This window comes from Pseudomonas cimarronensis (assembly GCF_049331905.1).
GTDB lineage: Bacteria > Pseudomonadota > Gammaproteobacteria > Pseudomonadales > Pseudomonadaceae > Aquipseudomonas.
In genome coordinates this window covers 2,226,187-2,249,149 of record NZ_CP186283.1, presented here as the reverse complement: position 1 = coordinate 2,249,149, position 22,963 = coordinate 2,226,187, and the positions used below count along the sequence as shown (strand labels likewise).

Annotated in this window: 24 protein-coding genes; 13 read left to right on the top strand and 11 right to left on the bottom strand. The window is 60.9% G+C overall.

Annotated features, from left to right (window positions below):
• Positions 1 to 103 precede the first annotated feature (103 nt).
• Positions 104 to 475: a glutaredoxin family protein gene (locus tag ACOCLD_RS10495; protein ID WP_422909122.1), complete on the top strand. Its 372-nt coding sequence runs from the start codon at positions 104 to 106 to the stop codon at positions 473 to 475.
• 69 nt (positions 476 to 544) lie between these two features.
• Here ACOCLD_RS10495 and ACOCLD_RS10490 read toward each other — a convergent pair whose 3' ends face one another.
• On the bottom strand, positions 545 to 1,048 hold the full coding sequence (locus tag ACOCLD_RS10490; protein ID WP_422909121.1) for a cupredoxin domain-containing protein: 504 nt from the start codon (positions 1,046 to 1,048) through the stop codon (positions 545 to 547).
• 82 nt (positions 1,049 to 1,130) lie between these two features.
• The gene (locus tag ACOCLD_RS10485) at positions 1,131 to 1,484 is read right to left on the bottom strand and encodes a hypothetical protein (RefSeq protein WP_422909120.1); all 354 of its coding nucleotides are present in this window, start codon (positions 1,482 to 1,484) and stop codon (positions 1,131 to 1,133) included.
• A 174-nt stretch (positions 1,485 to 1,658) separates the two neighbouring features.
• On the opposite strand from ACOCLD_RS10485, the gene ACOCLD_RS10480 reads away from it, so the two are divergent.
• The 3 genes from ACOCLD_RS10480 to ACOCLD_RS10470 all read left to right on the top strand — a co-directional run bounded on the left by ACOCLD_RS10480 (position 1,659) and on the right by ACOCLD_RS10470 (position 3,211).
• Positions 1,659 to 2,060 (top strand): hypothetical protein, encoded by a 402-nt coding sequence (locus ACOCLD_RS10480; RefSeq protein ID WP_422909119.1) that lies wholly within the window; start codon positions 1,659 to 1,661, stop codon positions 2,058 to 2,060.
• Between the two features lie 135 nt (positions 2,061 to 2,195).
• Positions 2,196 to 2,741 (top strand): AAA family ATPase, encoded by a 546-nt coding sequence (locus ACOCLD_RS10475; protein ID WP_422909118.1) that lies wholly within the window; start codon positions 2,196 to 2,198, stop codon positions 2,739 to 2,741.
• A 26-nt stretch (positions 2,742 to 2,767) separates the two neighbouring features.
• The gene (locus ACOCLD_RS10470) at positions 2,768 to 3,211 is read left to right on the top strand and encodes an NUDIX hydrolase (protein ID WP_090247859.1); all 444 of its coding nucleotides are present in this window, start codon (positions 2,768 to 2,770) and stop codon (positions 3,209 to 3,211) included.
• Between the two features lie 144 nt (positions 3,212 to 3,355).
• On the opposite strand, the gene ACOCLD_RS10465 is transcribed toward ACOCLD_RS10470, so the two are convergent.
• From ACOCLD_RS10465 to ACOCLD_RS10455, 3 genes are all read right to left on the bottom strand, one after another.
• Entirely contained in the window at positions 3,356 to 5,290 is a 1,935-nt protein-coding gene (locus ACOCLD_RS10465; protein WP_422909117.1) for a UvrD-helicase domain-containing protein, read from the bottom strand.
• A gap of 114 nt (positions 5,291 to 5,404) precedes the next feature.
• Positions 5,405 to 6,007 (bottom strand): glutathione S-transferase family protein, encoded by a 603-nt coding sequence (locus tag ACOCLD_RS10460; protein WP_422909116.1) that lies wholly within the window; start codon positions 6,005 to 6,007, stop codon positions 5,405 to 5,407.
• Between the two features lie 33 nt (positions 6,008 to 6,040).
• Positions 6,041 to 7,198, bottom strand: coding sequence for a PLP-dependent aminotransferase family protein (locus tag ACOCLD_RS10455; RefSeq protein WP_422909115.1), 1,158 nt, complete (start codon positions 7,196 to 7,198; stop codon positions 6,041 to 6,043).
• A gap of 111 nt (positions 7,199 to 7,309) precedes the next feature.
• Between ACOCLD_RS10455 and ACOCLD_RS10450 the strand changes: the two genes are divergently transcribed.
• From ACOCLD_RS10450 to ACOCLD_RS10440, 3 genes are all read left to right on the top strand, one after another.
• Entirely contained in the window at positions 7,310 to 7,753 is a 444-nt protein-coding gene (locus ACOCLD_RS10450) for a MarR family winged helix-turn-helix transcriptional regulator (protein WP_422909114.1), read from the top strand.
• Between the two features lie 151 nt (positions 7,754 to 7,904).
• Complete coding sequence (locus ACOCLD_RS10445) at positions 7,905 to 8,516, top strand: LysE family translocator (RefSeq protein WP_422909113.1); 612 nt, start codon at positions 7,905 to 7,907, stop codon at positions 8,514 to 8,516.
• Positions 8,516 to 9,712: a benzoate/H(+) symporter BenE family transporter gene (locus ACOCLD_RS10440; RefSeq protein WP_422909112.1), complete on the top strand. Its 1,197-nt coding sequence runs from the start codon at positions 8,516 to 8,518 to the stop codon at positions 9,710 to 9,712. The genes ACOCLD_RS10445 and ACOCLD_RS10440 overlap by 1 nt, the downstream gene beginning before the upstream one ends.
• 134 nt (positions 9,713 to 9,846) lie before the next feature.
• Here ACOCLD_RS10440 and ACOCLD_RS10435 read toward each other — a convergent pair whose 3' ends face one another.
• Together ACOCLD_RS10435 and ACOCLD_RS10430 are read right to left on the bottom strand one after the other, a co-directional pair.
• Positions 9,847 to 10,923, bottom strand: a complete 1,077-nt coding sequence (locus ACOCLD_RS10435) for a 3-deoxy-7-phosphoheptulonate synthase (RefSeq protein WP_422909111.1) — start codon at positions 10,921 to 10,923, stop codon at positions 9,847 to 9,849.
• Between the two features lie 226 nt (positions 10,924 to 11,149).
• Positions 11,150 to 11,569 carry a PilZ domain-containing protein gene (locus ACOCLD_RS10430; protein WP_422909110.1) on the bottom strand — a complete coding sequence of 140 codons (420 nt, stop codon included), beginning with the start codon at positions 11,567 to 11,569 and terminating at the stop codon, positions 11,150 to 11,152.
• On the opposite strand from ACOCLD_RS10430, the gene ACOCLD_RS10425 reads away from it, so the two are divergent.
• The 5 genes from ACOCLD_RS10425 to cysB all read left to right on the top strand — a co-directional run bounded on the left by ACOCLD_RS10425 (position 11,568) and on the right by cysB (position 15,540).
• Positions 11,568 to 11,954 (top strand): thioredoxin, encoded by a 387-nt coding sequence (locus ACOCLD_RS10425; protein ID WP_233684542.1) that lies wholly within the window; start codon positions 11,568 to 11,570, stop codon positions 11,952 to 11,954. The two genes, ACOCLD_RS10430 and ACOCLD_RS10425, sit on opposite strands and share 2 nt — an antisense overlap.
• Positions 11,954 to 12,901: a putative 2-dehydropantoate 2-reductase gene (locus tag ACOCLD_RS10420; RefSeq protein ID WP_422909109.1), complete on the top strand. Its 948-nt coding sequence runs from the start codon at positions 11,954 to 11,956 to the stop codon at positions 12,899 to 12,901. The genes ACOCLD_RS10425 and ACOCLD_RS10420 overlap by 1 nt, the downstream gene beginning before the upstream one ends.
• 9 nt (positions 12,902 to 12,910) lie before the next feature.
• Positions 12,911 to 13,816 (top strand): 5'-nucleotidase, encoded by a 906-nt coding sequence (locus ACOCLD_RS10415; protein WP_422909108.1) that lies wholly within the window; start codon positions 12,911 to 12,913, stop codon positions 13,814 to 13,816.
• 137 nt (positions 13,817 to 13,953) lie between these two features.
• Positions 13,954 to 14,454, top strand: a complete 501-nt coding sequence (locus ACOCLD_RS10410; RefSeq protein WP_422909107.1) for a universal stress protein — start codon at positions 13,954 to 13,956, stop codon at positions 14,452 to 14,454.
• A gap of 111 nt (positions 14,455 to 14,565) precedes the next feature.
• Positions 14,566 to 15,540, top strand: a complete 975-nt coding sequence (gene cysB, locus ACOCLD_RS10405) for an HTH-type transcriptional regulator CysB (protein WP_422909106.1) — start codon at positions 14,566 to 14,568, stop codon at positions 15,538 to 15,540.
• A 61-nt stretch (positions 15,541 to 15,601) separates the two neighbouring features.
• On the opposite strand, the gene ACOCLD_RS10400 is transcribed toward cysB, so the two are convergent.
• Both ACOCLD_RS10400 and ACOCLD_RS10395 read right to left on the bottom strand, forming a co-directional pair.
• The gene (locus ACOCLD_RS10400; protein ID WP_422909105.1) at positions 15,602 to 16,486 is read right to left on the bottom strand and encodes a bile acid:sodium symporter family protein; all 885 of its coding nucleotides are present in this window, start codon (positions 16,484 to 16,486) and stop codon (positions 15,602 to 15,604) included.
• A gap of 151 nt (positions 16,487 to 16,637) precedes the next feature.
• Positions 16,638 to 17,399: an SDR family oxidoreductase gene (locus ACOCLD_RS10395; protein ID WP_422909104.1), complete on the bottom strand. Its 762-nt coding sequence runs from the start codon at positions 17,397 to 17,399 to the stop codon at positions 16,638 to 16,640.
• 224 nt (positions 17,400 to 17,623) lie between these two features.
• On the opposite strand from ACOCLD_RS10395, the gene ACOCLD_RS10390 reads away from it, so the two are divergent.
• The gene (locus ACOCLD_RS10390) at positions 17,624 to 18,631 is read left to right on the top strand and encodes an NADP-dependent oxidoreductase (RefSeq protein ID WP_422909103.1); all 1,008 of its coding nucleotides are present in this window, start codon (positions 17,624 to 17,626) and stop codon (positions 18,629 to 18,631) included.
• Positions 18,632 to 18,861: 230 nt separating this feature from the next.
• Here ACOCLD_RS10390 and ACOCLD_RS10385 read toward each other — a convergent pair whose 3' ends face one another.
• On the bottom strand, positions 18,862 to 21,930 hold the full coding sequence (locus ACOCLD_RS10385) for an efflux RND transporter permease subunit (protein ID WP_422909102.1): 3,069 nt from the start codon (positions 21,928 to 21,930) through the stop codon (positions 18,862 to 18,864).
• Positions 21,927 to 22,958 (bottom strand): efflux RND transporter periplasmic adaptor subunit, encoded by a 1,032-nt coding sequence (locus ACOCLD_RS10380; protein ID WP_422909101.1) that lies wholly within the window; start codon positions 22,956 to 22,958, stop codon positions 21,927 to 21,929. The genes ACOCLD_RS10385 and ACOCLD_RS10380 overlap by 4 nt, the downstream gene beginning before the upstream one ends.
• Positions 22,959 to 22,963 lie beyond the last annotated feature (5 nt).

Sequence of the window (22,963 nt, the reverse complement as noted above, 5' to 3'; positions counted from 1 at the left end):
CGGATTATGCCGTTCGACCAAGAGCACGGCCAGCGCCGGGCCAATCGCAGCAAACTCGGGTAAGCTGCGCACCCGTATTTAGCTACCCAAGGTTTGCCCCCGCATGATTATCAAGGCACTGCGCATCGGCCTCGGCCAGTTGATCATCTTCCTCGACTGGATCAGCCGTCCGGCCAAACTCAAACGCACCGCAGAAGCTCAGGCTGCGGTCGAGCAAAGCGCCTGCAACCTGGCGCTGTACCAGTTCAACGCCTGCCCGTTCTGCGTAAAAACCCGCCGCACCCTGCACAAACTCAATGTGCCGGTGGCCCTGCGCGACGCGAAGAACGACGCTCAGGCGCGCAGCGAGCTGGAGCTGCAAGGCGGCAAGATCAAGGTGCCGTGCCTGCGCATCGAAGAAAATGGCCAGAGCACCTGGCTGTATGAGTCCAAGGCGATCATCGCGTATCTCAACGAGCGCTTTGCCGCAGTCTGAACAAACAACTGGGGCCGCTAAGCGGCCCCAGTTGTTTCAGCGTTATGGCTGATTACTCAGCCCAGCTATTCAGTTCGCCAGCACCCGTACCTTGCCGACCATCCCGGCCTGGTAGTGGCCGGGAATCAGGCAGGCAAAGTCGAATTCACCGACACGGTTGAAGGTCCAGACAACCTCCTCCTGCTGCCCCGGCGCAACATGCGTCATATCTGCTGACTCATGCTGCATGCCCACGGCTGACGCCATCATCGCCGCATGCGCCTGCAACTCCGCCTGAGTGCCGAGCACAAACTCGTGAATGACCTGCCCTTCATTGCGATGGATAAAGCGGATGGTTTCGCCCTGCTTGACGTCAAGCTGGTCAGGGCTGAAACGCATCTGATCGCTCATGCTGATTTCGATAGTCCGGCTGACTTGCTCCGGCTCGCCGGCGATGCCCCAGGCTTTCTGCTGCTTGGCCGGCGCGGCCGCGTGATGCGCGCCGTGATGTTCGCCAGCGGCCAGCGCAGTACCGCCGCCCAACAGCAGGCCCAGACTCAACAGCAAAGCAACGGAATTTGAAGATGCACTCATGGTTAGGTTCTCGAATTCGCAACTGAATAAACACTGTGGGCCAGACGCAGCAAAGCGCTGGCGGCACACAGCAACACACTGTTCAGACGAGAAATAACCGCGGTGGACGTTCAAGGGGTTCGCCGATAAAGCCCACAAACTGCTCAAGGCGCGCCAAGGATGGCTCACCGGCTTGCAGCGGTGCATCACAGCCCTTCACTGAATTCAGGGTGACCGCACCCACACAGAACGCACAAAGGCTACACAGGCTGTTATCCAGATCCACCAGCGCCTTACTGGCGTTATCGCCCGCGTGAAGCCCGCCGTGTGCAGGCTGCTCAGCAGCCTGCACCGTGACCAGCGTACCCGGATGGTGCGCCGCCATCTGCACATCAACCTGCGCCGTCGCGCTACCCTGCTGGGTTAGCGCGCATAACTGCATGCTGAGGGCGGCCATGCCCTGCGCCGGGAGGGCGAGCATCAGTATGCAGATCAGGGCAGTTCGCAGTGAGCGCATGGCAGCGGAGGTGGTCGCGGGCAATCGTATGGAGGCGGATTATCCGCCCAATAACAGCTTTGTCCATGCCCAGGCATGGGCAAAAGCGCTCGCAGCTGGCTATGATCGGAGCCCATGACCAATACCCCACCATTGCGTCAACCCTGCCCACCTGGTGCCTGCGATTGCGGGCGCGAGCAACTGCTGGAGAATGCCAGCAGCGATATGCGCATCCTGTTGCTCACCCGCAGCGAGGAAAAGCGCCTGCTGGAGCGCCTGGAAAATCTCGAGAGCCTCGCCGATCTGGAAAAACTGCAGCGGCGCATCTACGAACAACTCGGCGTACGCGTTGCCGTTGCGCCCGGTTTTAACGAAGTACGCAGCATGCGCGGTATCCAGATCGAGATCGATGAACTCCCTGGCCTTTGTCGCAAAACCCGCCAGGCCATTCCCACCGCCATCCGCCGCGGCTTGGAAAAACGTCCGCAGATCGCCTACGACCTGCTTAACGCCCATGACCTGTTTCGCGATATTTAAGGCGCAGATGAGAGGGTCGTAAGCTGGCAAAAAGGGCCAACCCTAGGCCGGCCTTATGTGCCGATAACCCTGTGGTTGACAGGCCGGTAAAAATCAGCAGAATCGCCGCCCCTTTTCCACGGATGGAAGTCCCTCGTGCAACGGATTGTGATTTTGGGCAATGCCGGCAGCGGCAAGTCCACTCTGGCGCGGGCCTTGGGCAAGCGTCTCGGCGTACCCGTCGTGCATCTCGATACCTTGTTCTGGGAGCCCGGCTGGGTCGAGCCCGATGCGGGGCAGTTCCGTGAAAGGGTCCGCGATGCGCTCACCACGGATGCCTGGGTCTGTGAAGGCAACTACGCCCGACGCACCTTCGACCTGCGCCTGCCCACCGCCGACCTGATCATCTGGCTGGATACACCGCGGCTGACCTGCCTGAGGCGCGTCATCGTGCGTAGCGTCTTGAACCGACCGCGCCCCGACCTTGCGGCTGGCTGTAGAGAGCAACTCGACCGGGCATTTCTGGATTTTCTTAAATTCGTCTGGCAGTTCGACCATGGCTACCGCCAAGGTATCGAGGCCGTGCGCATGGCCATAGGCCCGACGGTGCCAACAGTGCATCTACGCGGCGGTCGAGAGATTGCCGCCTTCCTGGCTCAGTTGCCCGCAACACCTGCAACCCGGCCCTGTTCGATCAACTGACGACCCGAATAAAGGGATTATTACTCGTGGCAAAACACTTCATTCGCCCGCTCGCGCTGTGCATTTTTCATCATCAGGGGAAAATACTGGTCAACCAATTCCACGACGCCGATGAGAACCGGACGCTCTTTCGCCCCATTGGCGGCGGCATTGAGTTCGGCGAAAGGAGTCACGACGCCATCGTCCGCGAAGTGCAGGAAGAACTGGGCCGCTCGATCAGCGACATTCGCCTGATTGGCACGCTGGAAAGCATCTTCACCTACGCAGGCAAGCCAGGGCACGAGATTGTCCAAGTCTACGATGCCAGGTTTGACGACGCAGAAGTCTATGAACAACCCTGGCTAGACGGCCACGAAAGCGATGGCGCGCCGTTCAGGGCCGCGTGGCACTCCAGCGCCAGCTTCACCCCGGCATCGCCGCTGGTACCGGAAGGACTCTACGACCTGCTCAAGCGCGCAATGCTGCTGTGACGGCGCAAAAGTGGGCCGGGGCTGGCCCTATGCCAATCAAGGTGATTCGGGCATACGGCGCAACTCTCGAACGCTCTCAAGGTACTTCCCTGCACTCTCGCGTCGCATGGTAACACCGCCTGGCGCTGACATTCCCCTAATCGACTACCGCCCTCGCCCCGCCAGAATGCGCGTTGCGCCCTGGGTTTTCTGGCAATACCAAAAGACGCGGCTGACGCCACGGGTGATCGCCACATAGGCCAGGCGCAGGCTTTCATCCTGCATCGCCTGGTCGTAGCTGTTGCTGAAGAAGCCCGAACAGCCATACAGCGCATTGCGCAGCGGGTGTGACTCGGGCGGTTGACACTCATCAAGGATGATCGCCACTTCGGCCTGCAAGCCCTTGGCGCGGTGGATAGTGTAGGCCTTGACCGGCAGTTTCTGGTCCAGCTGCGCGGTGATGGCCTGCAGCGGTTCATTGCGCCGACTCAGCAGCAACACCGCATTGCGCTCACGGCTGTTGCGCTCGGCGGCGTAGGCGCATTGTTCACGGATCTGCTTGAGCAGCTCCGGCAGGCGTGCCTTGCTATCGAAGCGCTGGATCAGGCGCACGCCATGATCACCTGGCTGAGTAGCTTTGATCGCCTGACTGGCCTTCGCCTGTTTGTGCTGCACGTCGCCGAGCAGCGCTTCAGCGTCACGGATAATCGGCTCAATCGAACGGTAGTTGTTGGCCAGGGTCAGCACGGCGCTGCGTTTGGCTTTGCCTTTACCGGGAAAGTGCCGGTCGAAGTCGATAAACAGCTGCGGCGAGCTACCGCGCCAGCCGTAGATCGACTGCCAGTCATCGCCGATGGCCATCAGGCTGACGACTATGCCCTGCCCGGCCAGGCAACGCTGCACGGCCTGCAACCACTGCACGATCTGCGGCGAGATGTCCTGAAATTCGTCGATCAACAGATGGCTAAATGGCGCCAGTAGCTCTGGCGCGACACTTTTCCCGTCGGCATTAAGCCGCGCCGTCAGCTCAGCAAAGGCGCCGTTAAACGTCATCAAACCCTGCGCCTGCAAAGCGCGCTCGAAGTACGGCCAGAACAGCCGTAGTGCCTCAAGAAACCCGCGTACCGGGGCTGCAGTCTCAACGTTCTGCGGCTGCAAAGCCGACAGCTCAATGCTAATGCTCTCGGCAAACTCGGCCTGGGCATAAAAGGCCTCATACAACGGCGCAGCGCTGAACTCCCCCGCCAGCCGGTACGGATCCAGTGGGGCCTTAGCCTGACACCCACTTTCAAGCGGCGGCATCGGCAGTTGCAACAGGCTGTGCACCTGCTGACGAAAAACCGGCTGCTCGGCATAGCATTGCTGGTAAGCCTGTTTGAGCAGGCGTTGCTGGGCTGGGCGCAAGCGGCCGGCGCTGAGCGGGTTATCCAGCTCACGACTCGCCGCCCGCGGATCATCCAGCTGTTCGAACCAACGCGGATTACCCAGCGCACTCTTGGCCACACTGCCCATGGCCGCATGAAAGGTGCGGACGCACTGGCGCGCCTGCACGGCATCGAAGGGATAGTTGAAGAAGACCAACACCTTGAGCAGCTGTTCGCGCAGCTCGGCGCAGGACGCATTGGTAAAGGAAATCACCGTCAGCTGCTCGGGCTTGATGCCCAGGTGACAGAGCATAAACACCACTCGCAGCACCAGCGTGGTGGACTTGCCCGAGCCAGCCCCGGCGAAGATGCGCGTCAGCGGATGATTGCTGAGGATCATCGCCCACTGCTCAGCCGACGGTGCACTGAGCAACCCTGCCGTCACCGCCCGCGCCACCTGCTCGCGCATGGCCTGAGCGTGCGCGGCTTCGACCGTCAGCATGGCAGGGCCGTAAATACCTTGAGTGCTGGGTTTACTGGCAGTGCGGCGCGGTTTAGCCGGCGGTTTCGTGCTAGCCGATTGGCCCTTGGCAGGCGCTTTTTTCGTCCGTGGTGCAGGCTTTTTTGACGGCACAGCCGCTTCACGCTCGGCACGCAGATAGGCTGTGGTATGGGGAAAGTAGCGCGCCAGAGCGGCGGACAAGAGCCGTTTGTAGCGCTGAACAGCAGTTGGCATTCGCGACCCAGACAGAAGATAGATCGTTGAATGATAAGTGCTTTTTACGGCGAACAGGCGACTGCGCGGTGAGAACGCGCAGCGCCTCTCACCGCCCTGCTCATCCGACAGCTGTCAGTCGAGCATGCCGATATGGCGCGGGTGGCTGGCAACCCGCGCCAGCCAGGTACGGATGGCCGGATATGGGGCCAGGTCGAAACCGCCTTCGTCCGCCACGTGGGTGTAGGCGTACAGGGCGATATCGGCAATCGAGAAGTTCTCGCCAACCAGGTAGGGCGTGCGCTGCAGCTGCTTCTCCATCACCTTGAGTGCCTTGTGACCGCGCACATGGCACTCCTCGTACTCGCTACGGCGCGCTTCAGGCAGGCCCTGATAGAGCTGAATAAAGCGTGCCACCGCGACATAAGGCTCATGGCTGTACTGCTCGAAAAACTGCCACTGCAGCACCTGAGTGCGCAGGCGCGGCTCGCTGGGCAGGAACGCGCTGCCGTCGGCGAGGAAGTTGAGGATGGCATTGGATTCCCACAGACAGGTGCCGTCGTCCAGCTCCAGCACCGGGATCTTGCCGTTGGGGTTCTTGGCCAGAAAGGCGTCGCTCTGGGTCTCGCCCTTGAGGATATCGATCGGCATCCACTCATAGGGCTGATCCAGCAGGTGCAGCATCAGCTTGACCTTGTAGCAGTTGCCCGAGCGGTAATCGCCATAAACCTTGTACATATCGCCCTCCTCCAACCTGCTTGACCGCGTGGATTAGCTTGCTTGCGCCTGACGAATCACCTCGGCCAGACGCTTGAGACCTTCGTTCAGGCGCTCCGGTGCGACGTGGCTGAAGTTAAGCCGCAAATGGCCAGGGTTGGCGTCCGGATCGATAAAGAACGGCTCACCCGGCATAAACGCCACGTTCTGCGCCAGCGCCGGTGCCAGTAGCGCGCGAGTGTCCAGCGGCTGCTTGAGGGTTAGCCAGAAGAACAGCCCGCCTTGCGGCACCTGCCAGTCGGCCAGGTCGCTGAAATGCTCTTCCAGCACCGCTTGCATGGCATCACGGCGGATACGGTAGAAGTCGCGCAGCTCGGCCAGGTGGCCACGGTATTTCTCGCTGCCCAGCCACTGCAGCGCCTGCCACTGACCGATGCGGTTGGTGTGCAGGTCCGCCGACTGTTTGAGGCGCAGCAGATAAGGGAACAAGTCCTTCGTCGCAATCAGGTAGCCGACGCGCAAGCCCGGCAACAGGGTTTTCGACACCGTGCCGGTGTAGATCCAACTGGCCTTTTGCAGACGGCTGACAATCGGCGTGGCACTGCCATCATCGAATACCAGCTCGCGGTATGGCTCATCTTCAATCAGGGTCACGCCGAACTCATCCAGCAGCGCCGCCACGGCGTCGCGCTTGGCTTCGCTGTAACGCACCGCCGATGGGTTCTGAAAGGTCGGAATCAGATAGGCAAAGGCCGGTTTGTGGTTCTGCAGACGTTGGCGCAGAGCGTCGATCTGCGGGCCGTCGGCTTCCTGCGGCACGGCAATGCAATCAGCGCCGAACAGCTGGAAGGCCTGTAGCGCGGCCAGGTAGGTCGGCGCCTCGAGCAGCACTTCGGTACCCGGATCGATAAACAGTTTGCTGGCCAGGTCCAACGTCTGCTGCGAACCGCTGACGATCAGCACCTGGCTGGCCTCGCAGGGCACGCCCAGAGCGCGAGCCTCAGCGGCAATCGCCTCACGCAGTGCCGGCTCGCCTTCGCTCATGCCGTACTGGCCCATGCTGGCCGGCATATCGGCCCATTCGACCTTCGGCAACATCGGCTCAGCAGGCAACCCGCCAGCAAAGGACATGACTTCCGGACGCTGCGCCGCGGCGAGAATTTCACGGATCAGGGAGCTTTTCAGGCGGGCAACACGTTCGGAGAAGGCCATGGATATCACCGGTAGCAAAGGCAAATAAAAATAGGTCAAACTGTTTGACCGAAATTCTGTTTGCCTGAAACTACGACGATCAACCCGAATACGTCAATAGGCTTGACCTTAATGCTTGACCTCAAGAGCACAACCACTCAGCAAACGGCCATGGAAGCCTTCTTCTTCGGCTACCAGGCGTTTACCGCCAAGGCCGATGAGATGCTGGCGCGCCGCGGTCTGTCGCGGGTGCATCACCGCATTCTGTTCTTTATCGCCAAGTACCCAGGGCTGAGCATGAAAGAACTGCTCAGCTACCTGGGCGTCAGCAAGCAGGCGCTGAACACTCCCCTGCGCCAATTGCTGGAAATGAACCTGGTGCAGAGCCTTGCCGCTGAAGACGACAAGCGCAAACGACTGCTCGGCTTTACGGCTGAAGGCGCCAAGCTGGAACAGGCCCTGCGCCGTGAGCAAGCCAAGCTGCTGCAGCGGGCATTCAGTGAAGCCGGGGAAACCGCCGTCAGCGGCTGGTTGCAGGTCAACCAAACCCTGCATAACAGCGCCAGTGAAAGCTGAGAGAGCACTCCCGGCAAAAACTGTACTGACGCTAAAAGTAAGCCGCCTGAAACTGTACCGCCCATTGCCTGCATCGCTGTACCGCGACGCTCTGGGCGTCTGCCCCTAGGCTGATCAGCACTACCCCCAATAAGTGCTATGAGCCTGCGCCATGACCACCGAACTGCTGCTCGCCTTTATCGCCTTCGCCTTTGTCACTTCGGTTACGCCGGGGCCGAACAATATGATGCTGCTGGCCAGCGGGGTGAACTTCGGCCTGCGTCGCAGCCTGCCGCATATGTTCGGCATCAGCCTGGGTTTTATGCTGCTGGTGGCCTCGGTCGGTCTCGGTCTGGGCCAGTTGTTCGAGCAAGTACCACTGCTGCACAACCTGTTGCGCTACCTGGGCGCGGCCTACCTGCTGTACCTGGCCTGGAAGATTGCCGGCTCTGGAGCACCGCAGGATGGCGGCAAGCCCGTAGGCAAACCCTTTACCTTTCTGCAGGCGGCGGCCTTTCAGTGGGTCAATCCGAAAGCCTGGATCATGGCCATCGGCGCCATTACCACCTACACCCCGCAAGAGAACTTCGTGGTCAATGTGCTGCTGATCGCCGCGCTGTTCGCCCTGGTCAACTGCCCCAGCGTCGGTCTGTGGACGGTCGCGGGCAGCCTGCTGCGCAACTGGCTGAGTAACGCCCGAGCGCTGCGTATCTTCAATATCGGCATGGCCTTGCTGCTGGTCGCCTCGCTGTATCCCATATTTGCCGACACTGGATTGCTCTGATGCACGATCTACCGCAAACCCGCTTACGGCCATTGGCCGACACCTCGACCTCGGCGGTAGTCGCCGGCTTTATCGCCATGCTTACCGGCTACACCAGCTCGCTGGTGCTGATGTTCCAGGCTGGCCAGGCTGCAGGCCTGACGAACGGGCAGATTTCCTCGTGGATCTGGGCATTGTCGATTGGCATGGCAATCTGCTGCATCGGCCTGTCGCTGCGCTACCGCGCGCCGATCATGATCGCCTGGTCCACTCCCGGCGCCGCGCTATTGATCACCAGCCTGCCCGGCGTGCCCTACAGCGAGGCAATTGGTGCCTATATCTTCGCCTCCGGACTGATTGTGCTGATCGGTTTGACCGGCACCTTCGACCACATCATGCGCCGCATCCCCGCCTCCATCGCCGCAGCGTTGTTGGCCGGCGTGCTGTTCAAGATCGGCCTGGAAATCTGCGTAGCCGCCGAGCAACAGCCGCTGCTGGTAGTGGCCATGCTGATCGCCTACCTGCTGGGCAAACGCCTGCTGCCGCGCTACGCCGTGCTCGCTGCCTTGATCGTCGGCAGCGTGCTGGCTGCAATTTTCGGCCTGCTCAACTTCGAGCATTTCGAGCTGCAACTGGCGGTGCCGGAATGGACCACGCCGAGCTTCTCCCTGGCGGCGGCCATCAGTATCGGCATCCCGCTGTTTATCGTGGCCATGGCCTCGCAGAACCTGCCGGGCATGGCCGTGCTGCGCGCCAACGGCTATGACGTACCGGCCAGCCCACTGCTGAGCACCACCGGCCTGACGTCGATGTTGCTGGCGCCGTTCGGCAGCCACGGCATCCATATGGCGGCCATCAGCGCAGCGATCTGCGCCGGCCCGGAAGCCCACGAAGACCCGAAAAAACGCTACACCGCCGCCATCTGGTGCGGGGTGTTCTACGGTATTGCCGGTGTTTTCGGCGCCACCTTGGCCGCGCTGTTTGCCGCCCTGCCAAAAGCCCTGATCCTGTCCATCGCCGCGCTTGCACTGTTCGCCTCGATCATCGGCGGCCTGACGCAAGCCATGAGCGAGCCGAAAGAGCGCGAAGCGGCGCTGATCACCTTTCTCGTCACCGCCTCGGGCATGACCCTGTTCTCGGTGGGCTCGGCGTTCTGGGGGATTGTCGCGGGGCTTTTGACTCTGGCGATTCTTAACTGGGGTAAACGGGACGTTTGAGTGTCACGTTGTAGGGGCTTTAGCCGCGACACCTGCGATAAAGCTCGCCGCTAAAGCGCCTCCTACAGGCCCGCAGGTCATAAAAAACGGGCTTATGCATACGCATAAGCCCGTTTTTGTTACAGCCGCTGAAATCAGCCGCGCTGACGCTTCGGCAGCACGTCCTTGAGCTTGGCATGCATGCCGCGCAGGGTTTTCTCGGTGCTTTCCCAATCGATGCAGGCATCGGTGATGGACACGCCGTATTTGAGCTGGCTGAGGTCCTTGGGAATCGACTGGTTGCCCCAGCCCAGGTGGCTTTCCACCATCAGGCCGACAATCGACTGGTTGCCTTCGAGGATCTGGTTGGCGACGTTATCCATCACCAGCGGTTGCAGGGCCGGGTCCTTGTTGGAGTTGGCGTGGCTGCAATCGACCATGATGTTCGGACGGATGCCGGCTTTGGTCAGTTCCTGCTCACAAACGGCAACACTCACCGAGTCATAGTTCGGCTTGCCGTTGCCACCGCGCAGCACCACGTGACCGTAGGCATTGCCTTTGGTGGTGACGATGGACACGCCACCTTCCTGGTTGATGCCGAGGAAACGGTGCGGGCTGGAGACCGACTGCAGAGCGTTGATCGCCACGGTCAGGCCGCCATCAGTGCCGTTCTTGAAGCCCACAGCCGAGGAAAGACCCGAGGCCATCTCACGGTGGGTTTGCGACTCGGTGGTACGTGCGCCAATGGCCGACCAGCTGATCAGGTCCTGCAGGTATTGCGGGGAAATCGGGTCCAGGGCTTCAGTGGCTGTCGGCAGGCCCATTTCAGCCAGGTCACGCAACAGCTGACGACCGATGTGCAAGCCGTCCTGAATCTTGAACGAGTCGTCCATGAACGGGTCGTTGATCAAGCCTTTCCAGCCAACGGTGGTACGTGGTTTTTCAAAATACACCCGCATGACCAGATACAGGCTATTCGACAGCTCAGCAGCCAGTGCCTTGAGGCGCCCGGCATACTCGTGGGCGGCCTTGATGTCGTGGATCGAGCAGGGACCCACCACCACGAACAGACGATGATCCTTGCCATCGAGAATATTGCGGATCACCTCACGACCACTGGCAACCGTGCGCAGGGCAGCTTCGGTCAGCGGAATTTCACGCTTGAGCTGTGCGGGGGTGATCAGGGTTTCGTTGGAGGCAACGTTCAGGTCATCAATCGGTAAATCAGCCATCGTGCTATTCATCAGTCAGAGTCATCAGGTCACGGGTGCCGGCCGCCAGCGATCCCCGTGTGGCGGAGCACAGCAATATGAGCACAGCGGGGAAGCCGAACCTTAGCGCGTAAAGGCCTGGCTCGACAATGGGCTTGGTAGGTGCCGAAAGACTACCTGCGTTGGCAATACCGCGTTAAAAACCGCCTCGCCTAGGTTTTTCCGCGATCTGCAGGCAGGACAATGACTAATTCAGGCTGGCGCGGGAGAACTCGGCGGCATGCTGGCTGATCCATTCCTGCGCCACCGTTTCAATCGGCAGGCTGCAGCCCAGTTCCTGCTCGCGTTGATGACGGTAATGTTCAATCTGGCAGACCTGCTCGACCATGCGCGCGCGAAACAGGGTGTCTTCATCAACAAAGGCAATACCGACCAGGTACTTGTCCTCCTGCTTGCGACACCAGGCCACCAGCCCGGGGTAACGCGCATGCTCGCCAAACAGCGGAATACGCAACTCGATGGCCGTGCCACGGCGAAAAGCGCGGCTGGAGTTGCAAGCCACACCGCCGAGGCTGATATTGTTGAGCCGCTGCTTGGGCACGAACGCCTGTTTACGCAGCACCAATTCAACCGGCATATCACTGGGATGACGCAGAAAGTGACGCATCTATGACTACCTCGGATGCCATCAATCTGATACCACATTGGGCAGTATAGTGACTGAGCTGGAACTGACCGATTTAGATGCAGATCGCCATCTACTCGACTTGCCCGGCACTTCACTGCTGATATTTACCAGCATAGGTTGTGCCAGTTGCCGTTGGGCGCGGCGTGAACTGGGCAAACTGCCGCTGCCCGTGCAGCGCCTGGCCTGGGTCGATGCGGCCAACAATGGCGGTTTAGTGGCACGTTACGAGGTATTCCATCTACCGGCCCTGTTTGCCGTACGTGATGGCCAATTTTATGGCGCACTGCACAGCCGCCTGCACAGCGCCGAACTCACCCAGGCGCTGGACACTGCCCTGTCGCGCCCTGCAGAGGAACTTCCCTGATGACTGCAACACCCCGTATCGGCATTCTCGGCTCCGGCGCAATTGGCGGTTTTTATGGCCTGATGCTGGCCCGCGCCGGCTTTGATGTGCACTTTCTGCTGCGCAGTGAGTTCGCCGCTGTCGCCAGTCAGGGCCTGCAGGTCAACAGTGCCGTGCATGGCAGCCTGCACTTGGATAACGTGCAGGCGTATCAGTCGGTCAGCGACATGCCGCCATGCGACTGGCTGCTGATCGGCGCCAAGACCACCAGCAACGCCGAACTGGCGCCGCTGATCAGCCAGGCAGCCGCACCGGGCGCCAAAGTGGTGCTGATGCAGAACGGCCTGGCCGTGGAAGACGAACTGCGCCCGCTGCTGCCGGACTCGCTGCACCTGCTGGGCGGCCTCTGCTACATCTGCGCGCATCGCAGTGCACCAGGGGTGGTCGAGCATCAAGCGCTGGGCAACGTCAACCTGGGCTATCACTCCGGCCCGGCGAACGATGCCGAGGGTCGTCAGCAGATCCTTGAACAAGGCAGTGCGCTGTTTCAGGCTGCGGGGCTGGACTCCACCGCCATGGCCGAACTGAACCAGGCGCGCTGGCAGAAGCTGGTGTGGAACGTGCCCTACAACGGTCTGGCCGTGCTGCTCAACAGCGCCACTACGGCGCTGATGGGCAACGCTGACAGCCGTGCGCTGATCGAAGCAATCATGCAGGAAGTCGTGGATGCCGCCGGCGCCTGCGGCTATCAGCTGCCCGCAGGCTTTGCCGGCAAGCTGCTGAGCGCCACCGACCGCATGCCGGATTACCTGCCAAGCATGTACCACGACTTCGCCCTGCAGCGCCCGCTGGAACTGCACGCCATCTATGCCGCACCGCTGGCCGCTGCGGCCCAGGCTGGTTATGCCATGCCGCGCACCGAGATGCTGTATCAGACCCTGCGTTTTCTCGAACAACGCGCGCAATAGGACACCGTCATGAGCAAGGGATTAGGCGACAAACTGGTGCTGGCGATTTCCTCGCGGGCACTTTTCGATCTGCGCGACAGCCACCAGGTTTATGAAAGCCAGGGCGTCGAGGCCTATCGCCAATACCAGATCGAGCATGAGGACGAAATCCTCCTCCCTGGCGATGCCTTTCCCCTGGTGGAGAAGCTGCTGCAGATCAACACCACGCTCAAGCAGCAGCGCGTTGAAGTGATTCTGGTCTCGCGCAACAGCGCCGACACCGGCTTGCGCGCGTTCAACTCGATCCAGCACTACGGCCTGGGCATCTCCCGTGCGGCCTTTGTTGGTGGACGCAGCCCAGACCCCTATCTGGCCGCCTTCGGCTGCCACCTGTTTCTCTCCACCCACGCCGAAGATGTGCGCAGCGCGTTGCGGGCCGGCTTCGGTGCGGCGACCATCCTCTCCGGTGGCGCACGCCGGGCGGCGAGTAACGAGCTGCGCATCGCCTTCGACGGTGACGCCGTGCTGTTCTCCGATGAGTCCGAGCGGGTCTATCAACAGGCCGGCCTGGAAGCCTTTCAGAGCCACGAACGGCAGTCAGCCCGTGAGCTGCTCGGCGGCGGCCCATTCAAGCCGTTCCTCGCTGCACTGCACCGCCTGCAACAGGAGTTCCCGGAAGAGCAATGCCCGATTCGCACAGCGCTGGTCACCGCACGCTCGGCGCCGGCCCATGAACGGGTGATACGCACCCTGCGCGAGTGGAACATCCGTCTGGATGAGTCGTTCTTCCTCGGCGGCCTGGAAAAAGCCGCAATTCTGGAAACCTTCGGCGCCGACGTGTTTTTCGACGACCAAACCGGCCACTGCGAAAAAGCCAACAAGGTCGTACCCACCGGCCACGTGCCACACGGCATCAGCAACGAACCGCAGCTCTAGCTCCTACGCATGAGGGCCATCAGCGCCCTCTTCTCCCTATATAACCATTCGTCCTCAAAACCCCGGCTTTCTTTGACTTGTCGATGGCGCTGCTAAGCTCAGATCAGGCCCGCCAGTCAGGCAGTCAAGGAGGCCGCATGATTCGCTCGATTCTCTATGCCACTGATCTCGGCCTATACGCCCCCTACATCCTGCAACACGCCCTGGCCCTGACCCGCTCCTTCAATGCCAGCCTGTATGTGGTGCATGCCGTAGAACCCATGGGCCTGTTTGCCGAGTCGGTGCTACAAACCTACCTGGATGAAGAGCGACTCAAGGATTTGCGCAGCAACGGCCTAAGCACGGTGATGGCGAGTATCGAGCAACGGGTGCTGGAGGGCTTTCGCGATGAGATCGGCGAAGCCCTGCATGATCTGGAGCTGATCAAGGCAGTGCGCGTGGTACAGGGCGATCCACCGCTGGTGATACTCGATGAAGCGCAGCAACTCGGCGTGGATCTGCTGGTCCTAGGTAGCCACAGCCACGGCACGGATATGGACATTCCGCTGGGGCGGACCGCCTCGCGCCTGGTGCAGTTGTCCGAAGTGCCGGTGTACCTGGTGCCGATGCTGCAACACCGCAGTCGCGGCGATCTTTAAACACGCGCAGCACATTTTAATTTTTGGTCTAGATTTAATGCTTCAATCATCATTATGGTTATATAAACGCCGGCCACCTAAACGGCTGTCTTTTTGCCTTGAGGGATTTTTATGAAGCTCCAACAACTGCGCTACATCTGGGAAGTCGCGCATCACGACCTCAACGTATCTGCCACCGCACAAAGCCTCTACACCTCGCAGCCCGGCATCAGCAAGCAGATCCGCCTGCTGGAAGACGAACTGGGGGTGGAAGTCTTCGCCCGCAGCGGCAAGCACCTGACCCGCATCACTCCAGCCGGCGAACGTATCATCAACACCGCCGGGGAAATCCTGCGCAAGGTCGAAAGCATCAAGCAGATCGCTCAGGAATTCTCCAACGAGAAGAAAGGCACCCTGTCGATTGCCACCACCCACACCCAGGCGCGCTACGCCCTGCCGCCGGTGATCAGCGCCTTTATCAAGCAATACCCGGACGTCGCCTTACATATGCACCAAGGCACACCGACACAGATTTCCGAAATGGCCGCCGATGGCACTGTGGATTTCGCCATCGCCACCGAAGGTCTGGAGCTGTTCAACGACCTGATCATGATGCCCTGCTACCGCTGGAACCGCTGCGTGATCGTGCCCCAGGGTCACCCACTGACCAAGCTGCCGAAGCTGACCCTGGAAGCCCTGGCCGAGCATGAAATCGTCACCTACACCTTCGGTTTTACCGGCCGCTCGAAACTCGACGAAGCCTTCAGCCATCGCGGTCTGACGCCGAAAGTGGTGTTCACTGCTGCCGACGCCGACGTGATCAAGACTTACGTGCGCCTGGGCCTGGGTGTTGGCATCGTGGCCAAGATGGCGATCGACCCCAAACTCGACCCGGACCTGGTGGTGCTGGATGCCGGCGAGCTGTTCGAAGCCAGCGTGACCAAGATCGGCTTCCGCCGCGGCACCTTCCTGCGAGGTTTTATGTGCGACTTTATCGAGAAATTCGCCCCGCACCTGACCCGCGACGTCATGGCCAAGGCCGTACAGTGCCACAGCAAGGTCGAGCTGGAAGAGCTGTTCGAAGGCGTTGAGCTGCCGCTGCACTGAGCCAATCAGCAGACATGAAAAAGCCCGTCCAAGTGACGGGCTTTTTCATGTTCGGCCATACCTATTCGGTGGCTTTCAACTCTTTGCCATGGGCGAAGTTGACCCACCAGCCGAAGGCAGCTGCAGTAAAGAACATGATGATGCTGTAGATCGCCGCCGGGATGGACATGGTCGCGTTGTTCAGCAGCATCGGGCTGAGTGCCAGGGCAATCGCCAGGGTGCCGTTGTGAATGCCGATCTCCATGCCAATGGCAATCGACTGACGCAAGCTGAGCTTGCACAGACGCGGTACCCAGTAGCCCACCGCCAGGCTGATCAGGTTGAAGGCCAGCGCTGCACCGCCCACCAGAGGCGCGTAATCGACGAAGGTCTGCCAGTCCTTGACCACCGCCAGAAGGATGATGATCAACAGAAACAGCGCGGAGATGATCTTCACCGGCTTTTCCATACGCGCGGCAAAACCCGGGTAGCGGCTGCGCAGCCAGATACCGATGGCCACCGGGCCGAGCACGATGACAAACACCTGCACCACCTTGGTGAACTGCAGCGGTAGCGCCTGATCACCGTCCATGAAATAAGCCAGCGACAGGTTGACGATCAGCGGCATGGTCAGCACAGCAATCACCGAATTGACCGCCGTCAGGGTGATATTCAGCGCCACATCACCATGCGCCAGATGACTGTACAGGTTGGCCGTGGTGCCGCCTGGCGAAGCGGCCAGCAGCATCAGGCCAACCGCCAGCGCCGGGGCCAAGCCGAACGCCTTGGCCAGAAAGAAGCACACCAGCGGCAGCAGCAACAGCTGGCAAGCCAGGCCAATCAGCACCGGTTTAGGGAATTTCACCACCCGGGCGAAATCCGCCAGGGTCAGCGACAGCCCCAGGCCGAGCATGATGATGCCCAGGGCGATGGGGAGAAACAGGGTCAGTAACGGGTCAGCAGTCATTATTGTTCTACTCCGGGATCGGGACAGCGCGACGATTCTGGCGAGAGCGTGATGGCGTTCGCAGTGACTTTAGCGGCCAATCGTCCGACCTGGGAGGCCCATATGTAAAAAGGTGCCACAAGGGCACCTTTTTTATTGCAACAGCTGAAAATCAGATCGCGGTCGCACCGCCATCCACCGCCAGCGCCTGGCCAGTGGTGAACGCTGCGTTATCGCAGCACAGGTACAGCACGGCAGCGGCGATTTCCTCGACCTTGCCGATGCGCCCGACCGGGTGCATGGCGGCGGCGAACTCGCCCTTCTTCGGGTCGGCCTCATAGGCGCGGCGGAACATGTCAGTGTCGATCACCGCCGGGCACACCGCGTTGACCCGGACCTTCTTCTTCGCATATTCGACGGCCGCCGATTTGGTCAGGCCGATCACCGCATGCTTGGACGCAGCATAGATGCTCATCTTCGGTGCAGCGCCCAGGCCAGCTACCGAGGCAGTGTTGACGATGGCACCACCACCTTGGGCCAGCAGCAGCGGGATCTGGTGTTTCATGCACAGCCACACGCCTTTGACGTTGACGCCCATGATGGCGTCGAACTCGCTTTCGCTGCCTTCGGCCAGCTTGCCCTTCTCGATCTCGATGCCGGCGTTGTTGAAGGCGTAGTCCAGACGCCCGTATGCGCCCAGCGTGCGCTCCATCAGCACCTTGACCTCGGCATCGCGGGTCACGTCGCAGCGCACGAACTGCGCATCGCCGCCAGCTTCGCGGATCAGCGCCACGGTCGCTTCGCCGCCAGCGACGTCCACGTCGGACACCACCACCTGCAGGCCTTCGTTGGCGAATGCCAGTGCCGTGGCACGACCAATACCAGCAGCACCACCGGTGACCAGGGCAACCCGGCCGGAAAAGCTCAAGCTCATCTGCGTGTCCTCGCAAGGATTAGAAACTGCGTCGAGTCTAATCAGCTGCTGCGCAGCAAGGCAGCACTATCAAACTGCTGGTGATAGCCCCATCGAAATGAGTGATTAATACCCCGATACAGCTATCACTCGAATGGATTTACAAGCATTCGGCCCACGGGCAAATCTTGCTCCACTGGCCGGCACGGGCTATCAACAGGCTTTCCGTTCAGTGAGTACCTGCCATGACTACCCCACTCAACCGCCAGTTCCTGCTTGCCCAACGCCCGGTCGGCCTGCCCAGCCGCGAAACCTTCAGCTATGTGGAAACCAGCGTCGGTGAACCCGGCCCTGGCCAGATTCTGGTGAAGAACGCCTACCTGTCACTGGACCCGGCCATGCGTGGCTGGATGAACGACGCCAAGTCCTATATCCCGCCTGTCGGCATTGGCGAAGTGATGCGCGCCCTCGGCGTCGGTGAAGTAATCGCATCGCAGCATCCGGACTTTGCCGTGGGTGATCATGTAAATGGTGCGCTGGGCGTGCAGGATTATTTCCTCGGAGAGCCCAAGGGCTTCTACAAGGTCGACCCCAAGCGCGCGCCGCTGCCGCTGTATCTGTCGGCGCTGGGCATGACCGGCATGACCGCCTACTTCGCCCTGCTCGATGTCGGCGCGCCGAAAGCCGGTGAAACCGTGGTGATTTCTGGCGCAGCCGGCGCGGTCGGAAGCGTGGCCGGGCAGATTGCCAAGCTCAAGGGCTGCCGTGTGGTCGGCATCGCTGGCGGTGCGGACAAGTGCAAGTTCCTGATCGATGAGCTGGGCTTCGATGGCGCCATCGACTACAAGAGCGAGGACGTGATTGCCGGCCTCAAGCGCGAGTGTCCGAAAGGCGTGGATGTGTACTTCGACAACGTCGGCGGCGACATTCTCGATGCAGTGCTCACCCGCCTGGCCTTCAAGGCACGTGTAGTGATCTGTGGCGCAATCAGCCAGTACAACAACAAGCAGGCAGTCAAAGGCCCCGTCAACTACCTCAACCTGCTGGTCAACAGCGCACGCATGGAAGGCATGGTGGTGATGACTTACGCCCCGCGCTTTGCCGAAGCAGCGGCGGAGATGGGCGGCTGGATGGCCAGCGGCAAGCTGAAGTCCAAGGAAGACATCGTCAGCGGCTTGACCACCTTCCCGGAAACCTTGCTCAAGCTGTTTAGCGGCGAGAACTTCGGCAAGCTGGTACTGAAGGTCGACTGACTGTTGTGGGAGGGGCTTTAGCCGCGACACACTCTATCGCGGCTAAAGCGGAACGCCACCCGGCCCATCCCGCAGGCTCAGTTTGTAGCCCGGATGCAATCCGGGGAGATTTATTGCCTGCCACACCGCTCCCGGATTACATCCGGGCTACGCCGCTGCCATTGCCATGATGGGTTACGGCGCGACAAGAATCTCGACGGTTCAAGATCAGACCAAACGCCTAACCCATCCTACGCAACCGCCACTTCCTCACTTTCCTGTTTAATCGGCCGCCAGCGGCGCAGCAGCATATACAGGGTCGGGATCACAAACAGGGTGAAGAAGGTGCCGACCAACAGGCCGCCGACAATCACCATACCGATCTGCTGACGGCTTTCCGCGCCCGCGCCGGTGGCAATCGCCAACGGCAGCGAACCCAGCACCATCGCCCCGGTGGTCATCAGAATCGGCCGCAGACGCTGCACCGACGCCTCAATCACCGCTCCGCGCAACTCATGCCCCTGACGCAACAGCACGTTGGCAAACTCGACGATGAGGATGCCGTGCTTGGTAATCAGACCGATCAGCGTCACCAAGCCGATCTGCGAGTAGATATTCAAGGTACCGCCGAACATCGTCAGGGCCAGCAAGGCGCCAGCCATCGACAGCGGCACGCTGAACAGGATGATCAGCGGGTCGGTAAAGCTCTCGAACTGCGCTGCCAGCACCAGGAAGATAAACGCCAGGGCCAGGGCAAAGATCAACGCAATGCCGGCGCTGGACTCTTTGAAATCCCGCGAGGTGCCGGTGTAGTCGTACTGGGTCTCGGCCGGGAACACCGTACGCGCAGTATTTTCCAGATGCGTCAGAACTTCGCCCAGGGTGTAGCCGCTGCCGACGTTGGCGCTTACCGTCACCGCGCGCAGCTGGTTGAAGTGGTTAAGCTCGCGCGGCGCCACGGTCTCGCGCACCTCGATCAGGTTGGACAGCTGCACCATGCTCTCATCGCGGCCACGCACATAAACGCGGTCGAGATCCTGCGGGTTGCTACGGTCCACACCCTGCAACTGCACCAGCACATCGTACTGCTCGCCGTTCTGCTTAAAGCGCGTCACCTGACGGCTGCCGAACAGGCTCTCCAAGCTGCGGCCGATGGTTGCCACATCAGTGCCCACGGCTACGGCCTGTTCGCGGTTAACCGCGACTTTCAGCTGCGGCGCATTGAGTTTGAGGTCGCTGTCCAGGCTTTCCAGCCCGGGATAATCACGCAGTTGATTGAGCAATTGATCGACATAGCCCTGCAGCTCGGCGTACTCCATGGACGAGCGAATCACGAAGTTCACCGGCTGGTTTCGCGCACTCTGCCCGAGCGGCGGCCGGTTGACCGGGAAGGCGCGCACCCCGGCAATATCCTGCAGTTTGGGCAGCAGCTCATTACGAATCTCGAACTGGCTGCGCGTGCGGTCCGCCCAGTCTTCCAGCTTCATAAAGGAAATGCCCTGGGCCACCGTGGGGAAGCCAGCGATGACCATATAGCGGTTGGTCTCGGGGATGCTGTCGTAGGCCGCTTCGATCTCGCGGGCATAGCGCCCGGTGTAGTTGATGGTGGCGCCATCCGGGCCGTTAAACACACCGACAATGGTGCCGGTGTCCTCGGTCGGTGCCAGCTCGGATTTAAGCCCCGAGAACAGCAATACACAGGCCACGATGGTCAGCACCAGCACGCCCACCACCAGCATCCAGGCATTCAGCGCCTTGGCCAGCAGATGCTTGTAGCTGTAGGTCAGGCCGTTAAGGAAGTTCTCGATCAGGTTGTACACCCGGTTGTGCCGCTCGCCGGCCTGATGCGGCTTGAGCAGCAGCGCGCACATCATCGGCGTCAGGGTCAGGGCGACAAAACCGGACACCAGCACCGCCCCGGCCAGGGTCCAGGCAAACTCGGTAAACAGCTTGCCGGTGGTGCCCTGCATAAAGCCGATGGGGGCAAATACCGCCGCCAGGGTCAGGGTCATGGCAATCACCGCAAAGGCAATTTCGCGGCTGCCCTTGAGGGCGGCCTGCACTGGGGCCATGCCTTCTTCGATATGCCGGTGGATGTTTTCCAGCATGACGATGGCATCGTCCACCACCAGACCGATGGCCAGCACCATCGCCAGCAAAGTCAGGGTGTTGATGGTGAAGCCCATCAGACTCATCAGGGCGAAGGCACCGATCAGTGACACCGGGATGGTCACCAGCGGAATGATGGTGGCACGCAGCGAACGCAGGAAAATGAAGATGATCAGAATGACCAGCCCCACCGCTTCCCAGATGGTGATGAAGACGTTGTCGATCGACTCGCGAATAAACTGCGAGTTGTCGTTGGCCACTGCCATTTCCATGCCTTCCGGCAGCAGCGCGCGCACATCGGGCATGGCCTCAGCCAGGCCGTCGGAGATATCCAGCGGGTTAGCGGTGGCCTGTTTGATCATGCCCATCGACACCGCCGGCTGGCCCTTGTAGCGGACAATGCTGCGCTCATCCGCAGCGCCGATTTCGGCATAACCGACATCCGCCAGACGCAGCAGGTAACCGCGCGAATCATCGAGGATCAGTTGGTTGAACTGCTCCGGGGTGTTCATGTCGGTTTCCGAGAGCACGGTGAATTCGCGCTGCTGCGATTCAATGCGCCCGGCGGGAATTTCGACGTTCTGCCGGCGCAGGGCGTCTTCCACGTCCTGCACGGTGAGGTTGTGCGCGGCGAGCTTTTCCGGGTCCAGCCAGATGCGCATGGCAAAGGTGCGCGCGCCGCGAATCTGCACTTCGGAGACGCCGGGGATGGTCTGCAGGCGATCCTTGATCACCCGCTCCAGCACATCGGTGATCTCCATGGCGCTGTAGCGTTCGCTGTAGAAGGCGATCCAGATCACCGGCTGGGCGTCGGCCTCGACCTTCTGCACGATGGGCTCGGCGATTTCATCCGGCAGCAGGCCACGCACCCGGCCCAGGCGGTCGCGTACATCGTTGGCAGCTTCATCGGAGTTACTGCCCAGGCGGAACTGCGCGGTGATCTGGGTATTTTCCGAGCGGCTGATAGAGCTGACGAAATCCAGGCCGTCGATGCCCGACAGCACATCCTCGATCGGCTGGGCGACCTGGGATTCCATGATCTCCGGGCTGGCGCCGGGATAGGTGACGTTGACCGTGACAATCGGCACATCGATATTCGGGTACTCGCGTACGGCCAGGCGATCATAGGCCATCAAGCCAAGCAGCACCACAATCAGCGACAGTACGGTGGCGAATACCGGCCGCCGAATGCAAATATCCGACAGGGTCATGACGTTTGCTCCGCCACCTTGGTACGCACCGGCGCGCCGGGACGAACCTTCTGCCAGCCGGCACTGATCAGCGTTTCATCACCCTGCAGGCCTTCCAGCACCTCGACCTTGCCCGCCAGGCGCTTGCCCAGCTTGACCTCACGCAACTCGACCTTGCCATCCACCACCAGGTTAACCAGCAACTTGTCGCCCACCGGCATGATGGCTTCTTCTGGAATGACCAGGGCATTTGGCCGCTCGGCGAGGATCACCGAGACCCGCACAAATTGCCCGGGACTCAAGCGGCCATCACTGTTGCTGATATGCGCGCGAATCGCCTGACTGCGCCCGGCTTCGTCCAGGCGTGGGTTGATGGCGAAAATCTCGCCGTTAAACCGCTCGCCCGGATAGGCATCCAGACTGACTTCAATGAGCTGCTTGAGGCGGATCTGGCTGACGGCCTTTTGCGGAATACGGAAATCCACCTTGAGCGGGTCGAGCACCTCCAGGTTGACGATGTCCTGGCCTTCGCTGAGGTAGTCGCCGGGGCTGACAGCGCGTAAGCCCAGCACGCCATCGTAAGGGGCGACAATGCGCGTCTTGTCCAAGCGCGCCTGGGACAACGCCAGGCTAGCGCGTGAGGCCTGTTGCTGAGCGCTGGCTTCATCCAGCGCCTGGGCATTACTGGCGCCGCGCTTGAACAACATCTGCGCACGCTCGAAGTTCTTTTCCGCAAGGTTCAGATTGGCTTGCGCCTGGGCCAGTTCGGCGCGGGCAATTGAATCATCCAGGCTGACCAGCAGCGCACCGGCTTCGACACGCTGGCCTTCGCGGAAATGCAACTGCGCCACGCGCCCGGCAATTTCCGGACGGATCATCACCGACTCGTCAGGGCGCAGCGAGCCGAAAGTCACCAGCTCGTCGCGCACCAGACTGCGCTCAGGTTTGACCACCTCGACCAGTGGCCCTTCACTGGCCTGCGCTTGCCCACCGACAAGCGAGCACAGCCAAAAAACCGTAGCGAACAAAGCAGGTGCGCGGGCAAACATATACA

Bases quoted from the DNA above. Each gene is read 5' to 3' on its own strand.
- ACOCLD_RS10450 (WP_422909114.1), top strand. From the start codon at position 7,310: ATGCTTGACCTCAAGAGCACAACCACTCAGCAAACGGCCATGGAAGCC.
- ACOCLD_RS10415 (WP_422909108.1), top strand. From the start codon at position 12,911: ATGAGCAAGGGATTAGGCGACAAACTGGTGCTGGCGATTTCCTCGCGG.
- ACOCLD_RS10455 (WP_422909115.1), bottom strand. From the start codon at position 7,198: ATGGCCTTCTCCGAACGTGTTGCCCGCCTGAAAAGCTCCCTGATCCGT.
- cysB (WP_422909106.1), top strand. From the start codon at position 14,566: ATGAAGCTCCAACAACTGCGCTACATCTGGGAAGTCGCGCATCACGAC.
- ACOCLD_RS10430 (WP_422909110.1), bottom strand. From the start codon at position 11,569: ATGCGTCACTTTCTGCGTCATCCCAGTGATATGCCGGTTGAATTGGTG.
- ACOCLD_RS10380 (WP_422909101.1), bottom strand. From the start codon at position 22,958: ATGTTTGCCCGCGCACCTGCTTTGTTCGCTACGGTTTTTTGGCTGTGC.
- ACOCLD_RS10385 (WP_422909102.1), bottom strand. From the start codon at position 21,930: ATGACCCTGTCGGATATTTGCATTCGGCGGCCGGTATTCGCCACCGTA.
- ACOCLD_RS10395 (WP_422909104.1), bottom strand. From the start codon at position 17,399: ATGAGCTTGAGCTTTTCCGGCCGGGTTGCCCTGGTCACCGGTGGTGCT.
- ACOCLD_RS10485 (WP_422909120.1), bottom strand. From the start codon at position 1,484: ATGGCCGCCCTCAGCATGCAGTTATGCGCGCTAACCCAGCAGGGTAGC.
- ACOCLD_RS10420 (WP_422909109.1), top strand. From the start codon at position 11,954: ATGACTGCAACACCCCGTATCGGCATTCTCGGCTCCGGCGCAATTGGC.
- ACOCLD_RS10490 (WP_422909121.1), bottom strand. From the start codon at position 1,048: ATGAGTGCATCTTCAAATTCCGTTGCTTTGCTGTTGAGTCTGGGCCTG.
- ACOCLD_RS10435 (WP_422909111.1), bottom strand. From the start codon at position 10,923: ATGGCTGATTTACCGATTGATGACCTGAACGTTGCCTCCAACGAAACC.
- ACOCLD_RS10480 (WP_422909119.1), top strand. From the start codon at position 1,659: ATGACCAATACCCCACCATTGCGTCAACCCTGCCCACCTGGTGCCTGC.
- ACOCLD_RS10400 (WP_422909105.1), bottom strand. From the start codon at position 16,486: ATGACTGCTGACCCGTTACTGACCCTGTTTCTCCCCATCGCCCTGGGC.
- ACOCLD_RS10495 (WP_422909122.1), top strand. From the start codon at position 104: ATGATTATCAAGGCACTGCGCATCGGCCTCGGCCAGTTGATCATCTTC.
- ACOCLD_RS10410 (WP_422909107.1), top strand. From the start codon at position 13,954: ATGATTCGCTCGATTCTCTATGCCACTGATCTCGGCCTATACGCCCCC.
- ACOCLD_RS10390 (WP_422909103.1), top strand. From the start codon at position 17,624: ATGACTACCCCACTCAACCGCCAGTTCCTGCTTGCCCAACGCCCGGTC.
- ACOCLD_RS10460 (WP_422909116.1), bottom strand. From the start codon at position 6,007: ATGTACAAGGTTTATGGCGATTACCGCTCGGGCAACTGCTACAAGGTC.
- ACOCLD_RS10440 (WP_422909112.1), top strand. From the start codon at position 8,516: ATGCACGATCTACCGCAAACCCGCTTACGGCCATTGGCCGACACCTCG.
- ACOCLD_RS10445 (WP_422909113.1), top strand. From the start codon at position 7,905: ATGACCACCGAACTGCTGCTCGCCTTTATCGCCTTCGCCTTTGTCACT.
- ACOCLD_RS10465 (WP_422909117.1), bottom strand. From the start codon at position 5,290: ATGCCAACTGCTGTTCAGCGCTACAAACGGCTCTTGTCCGCCGCTCTG.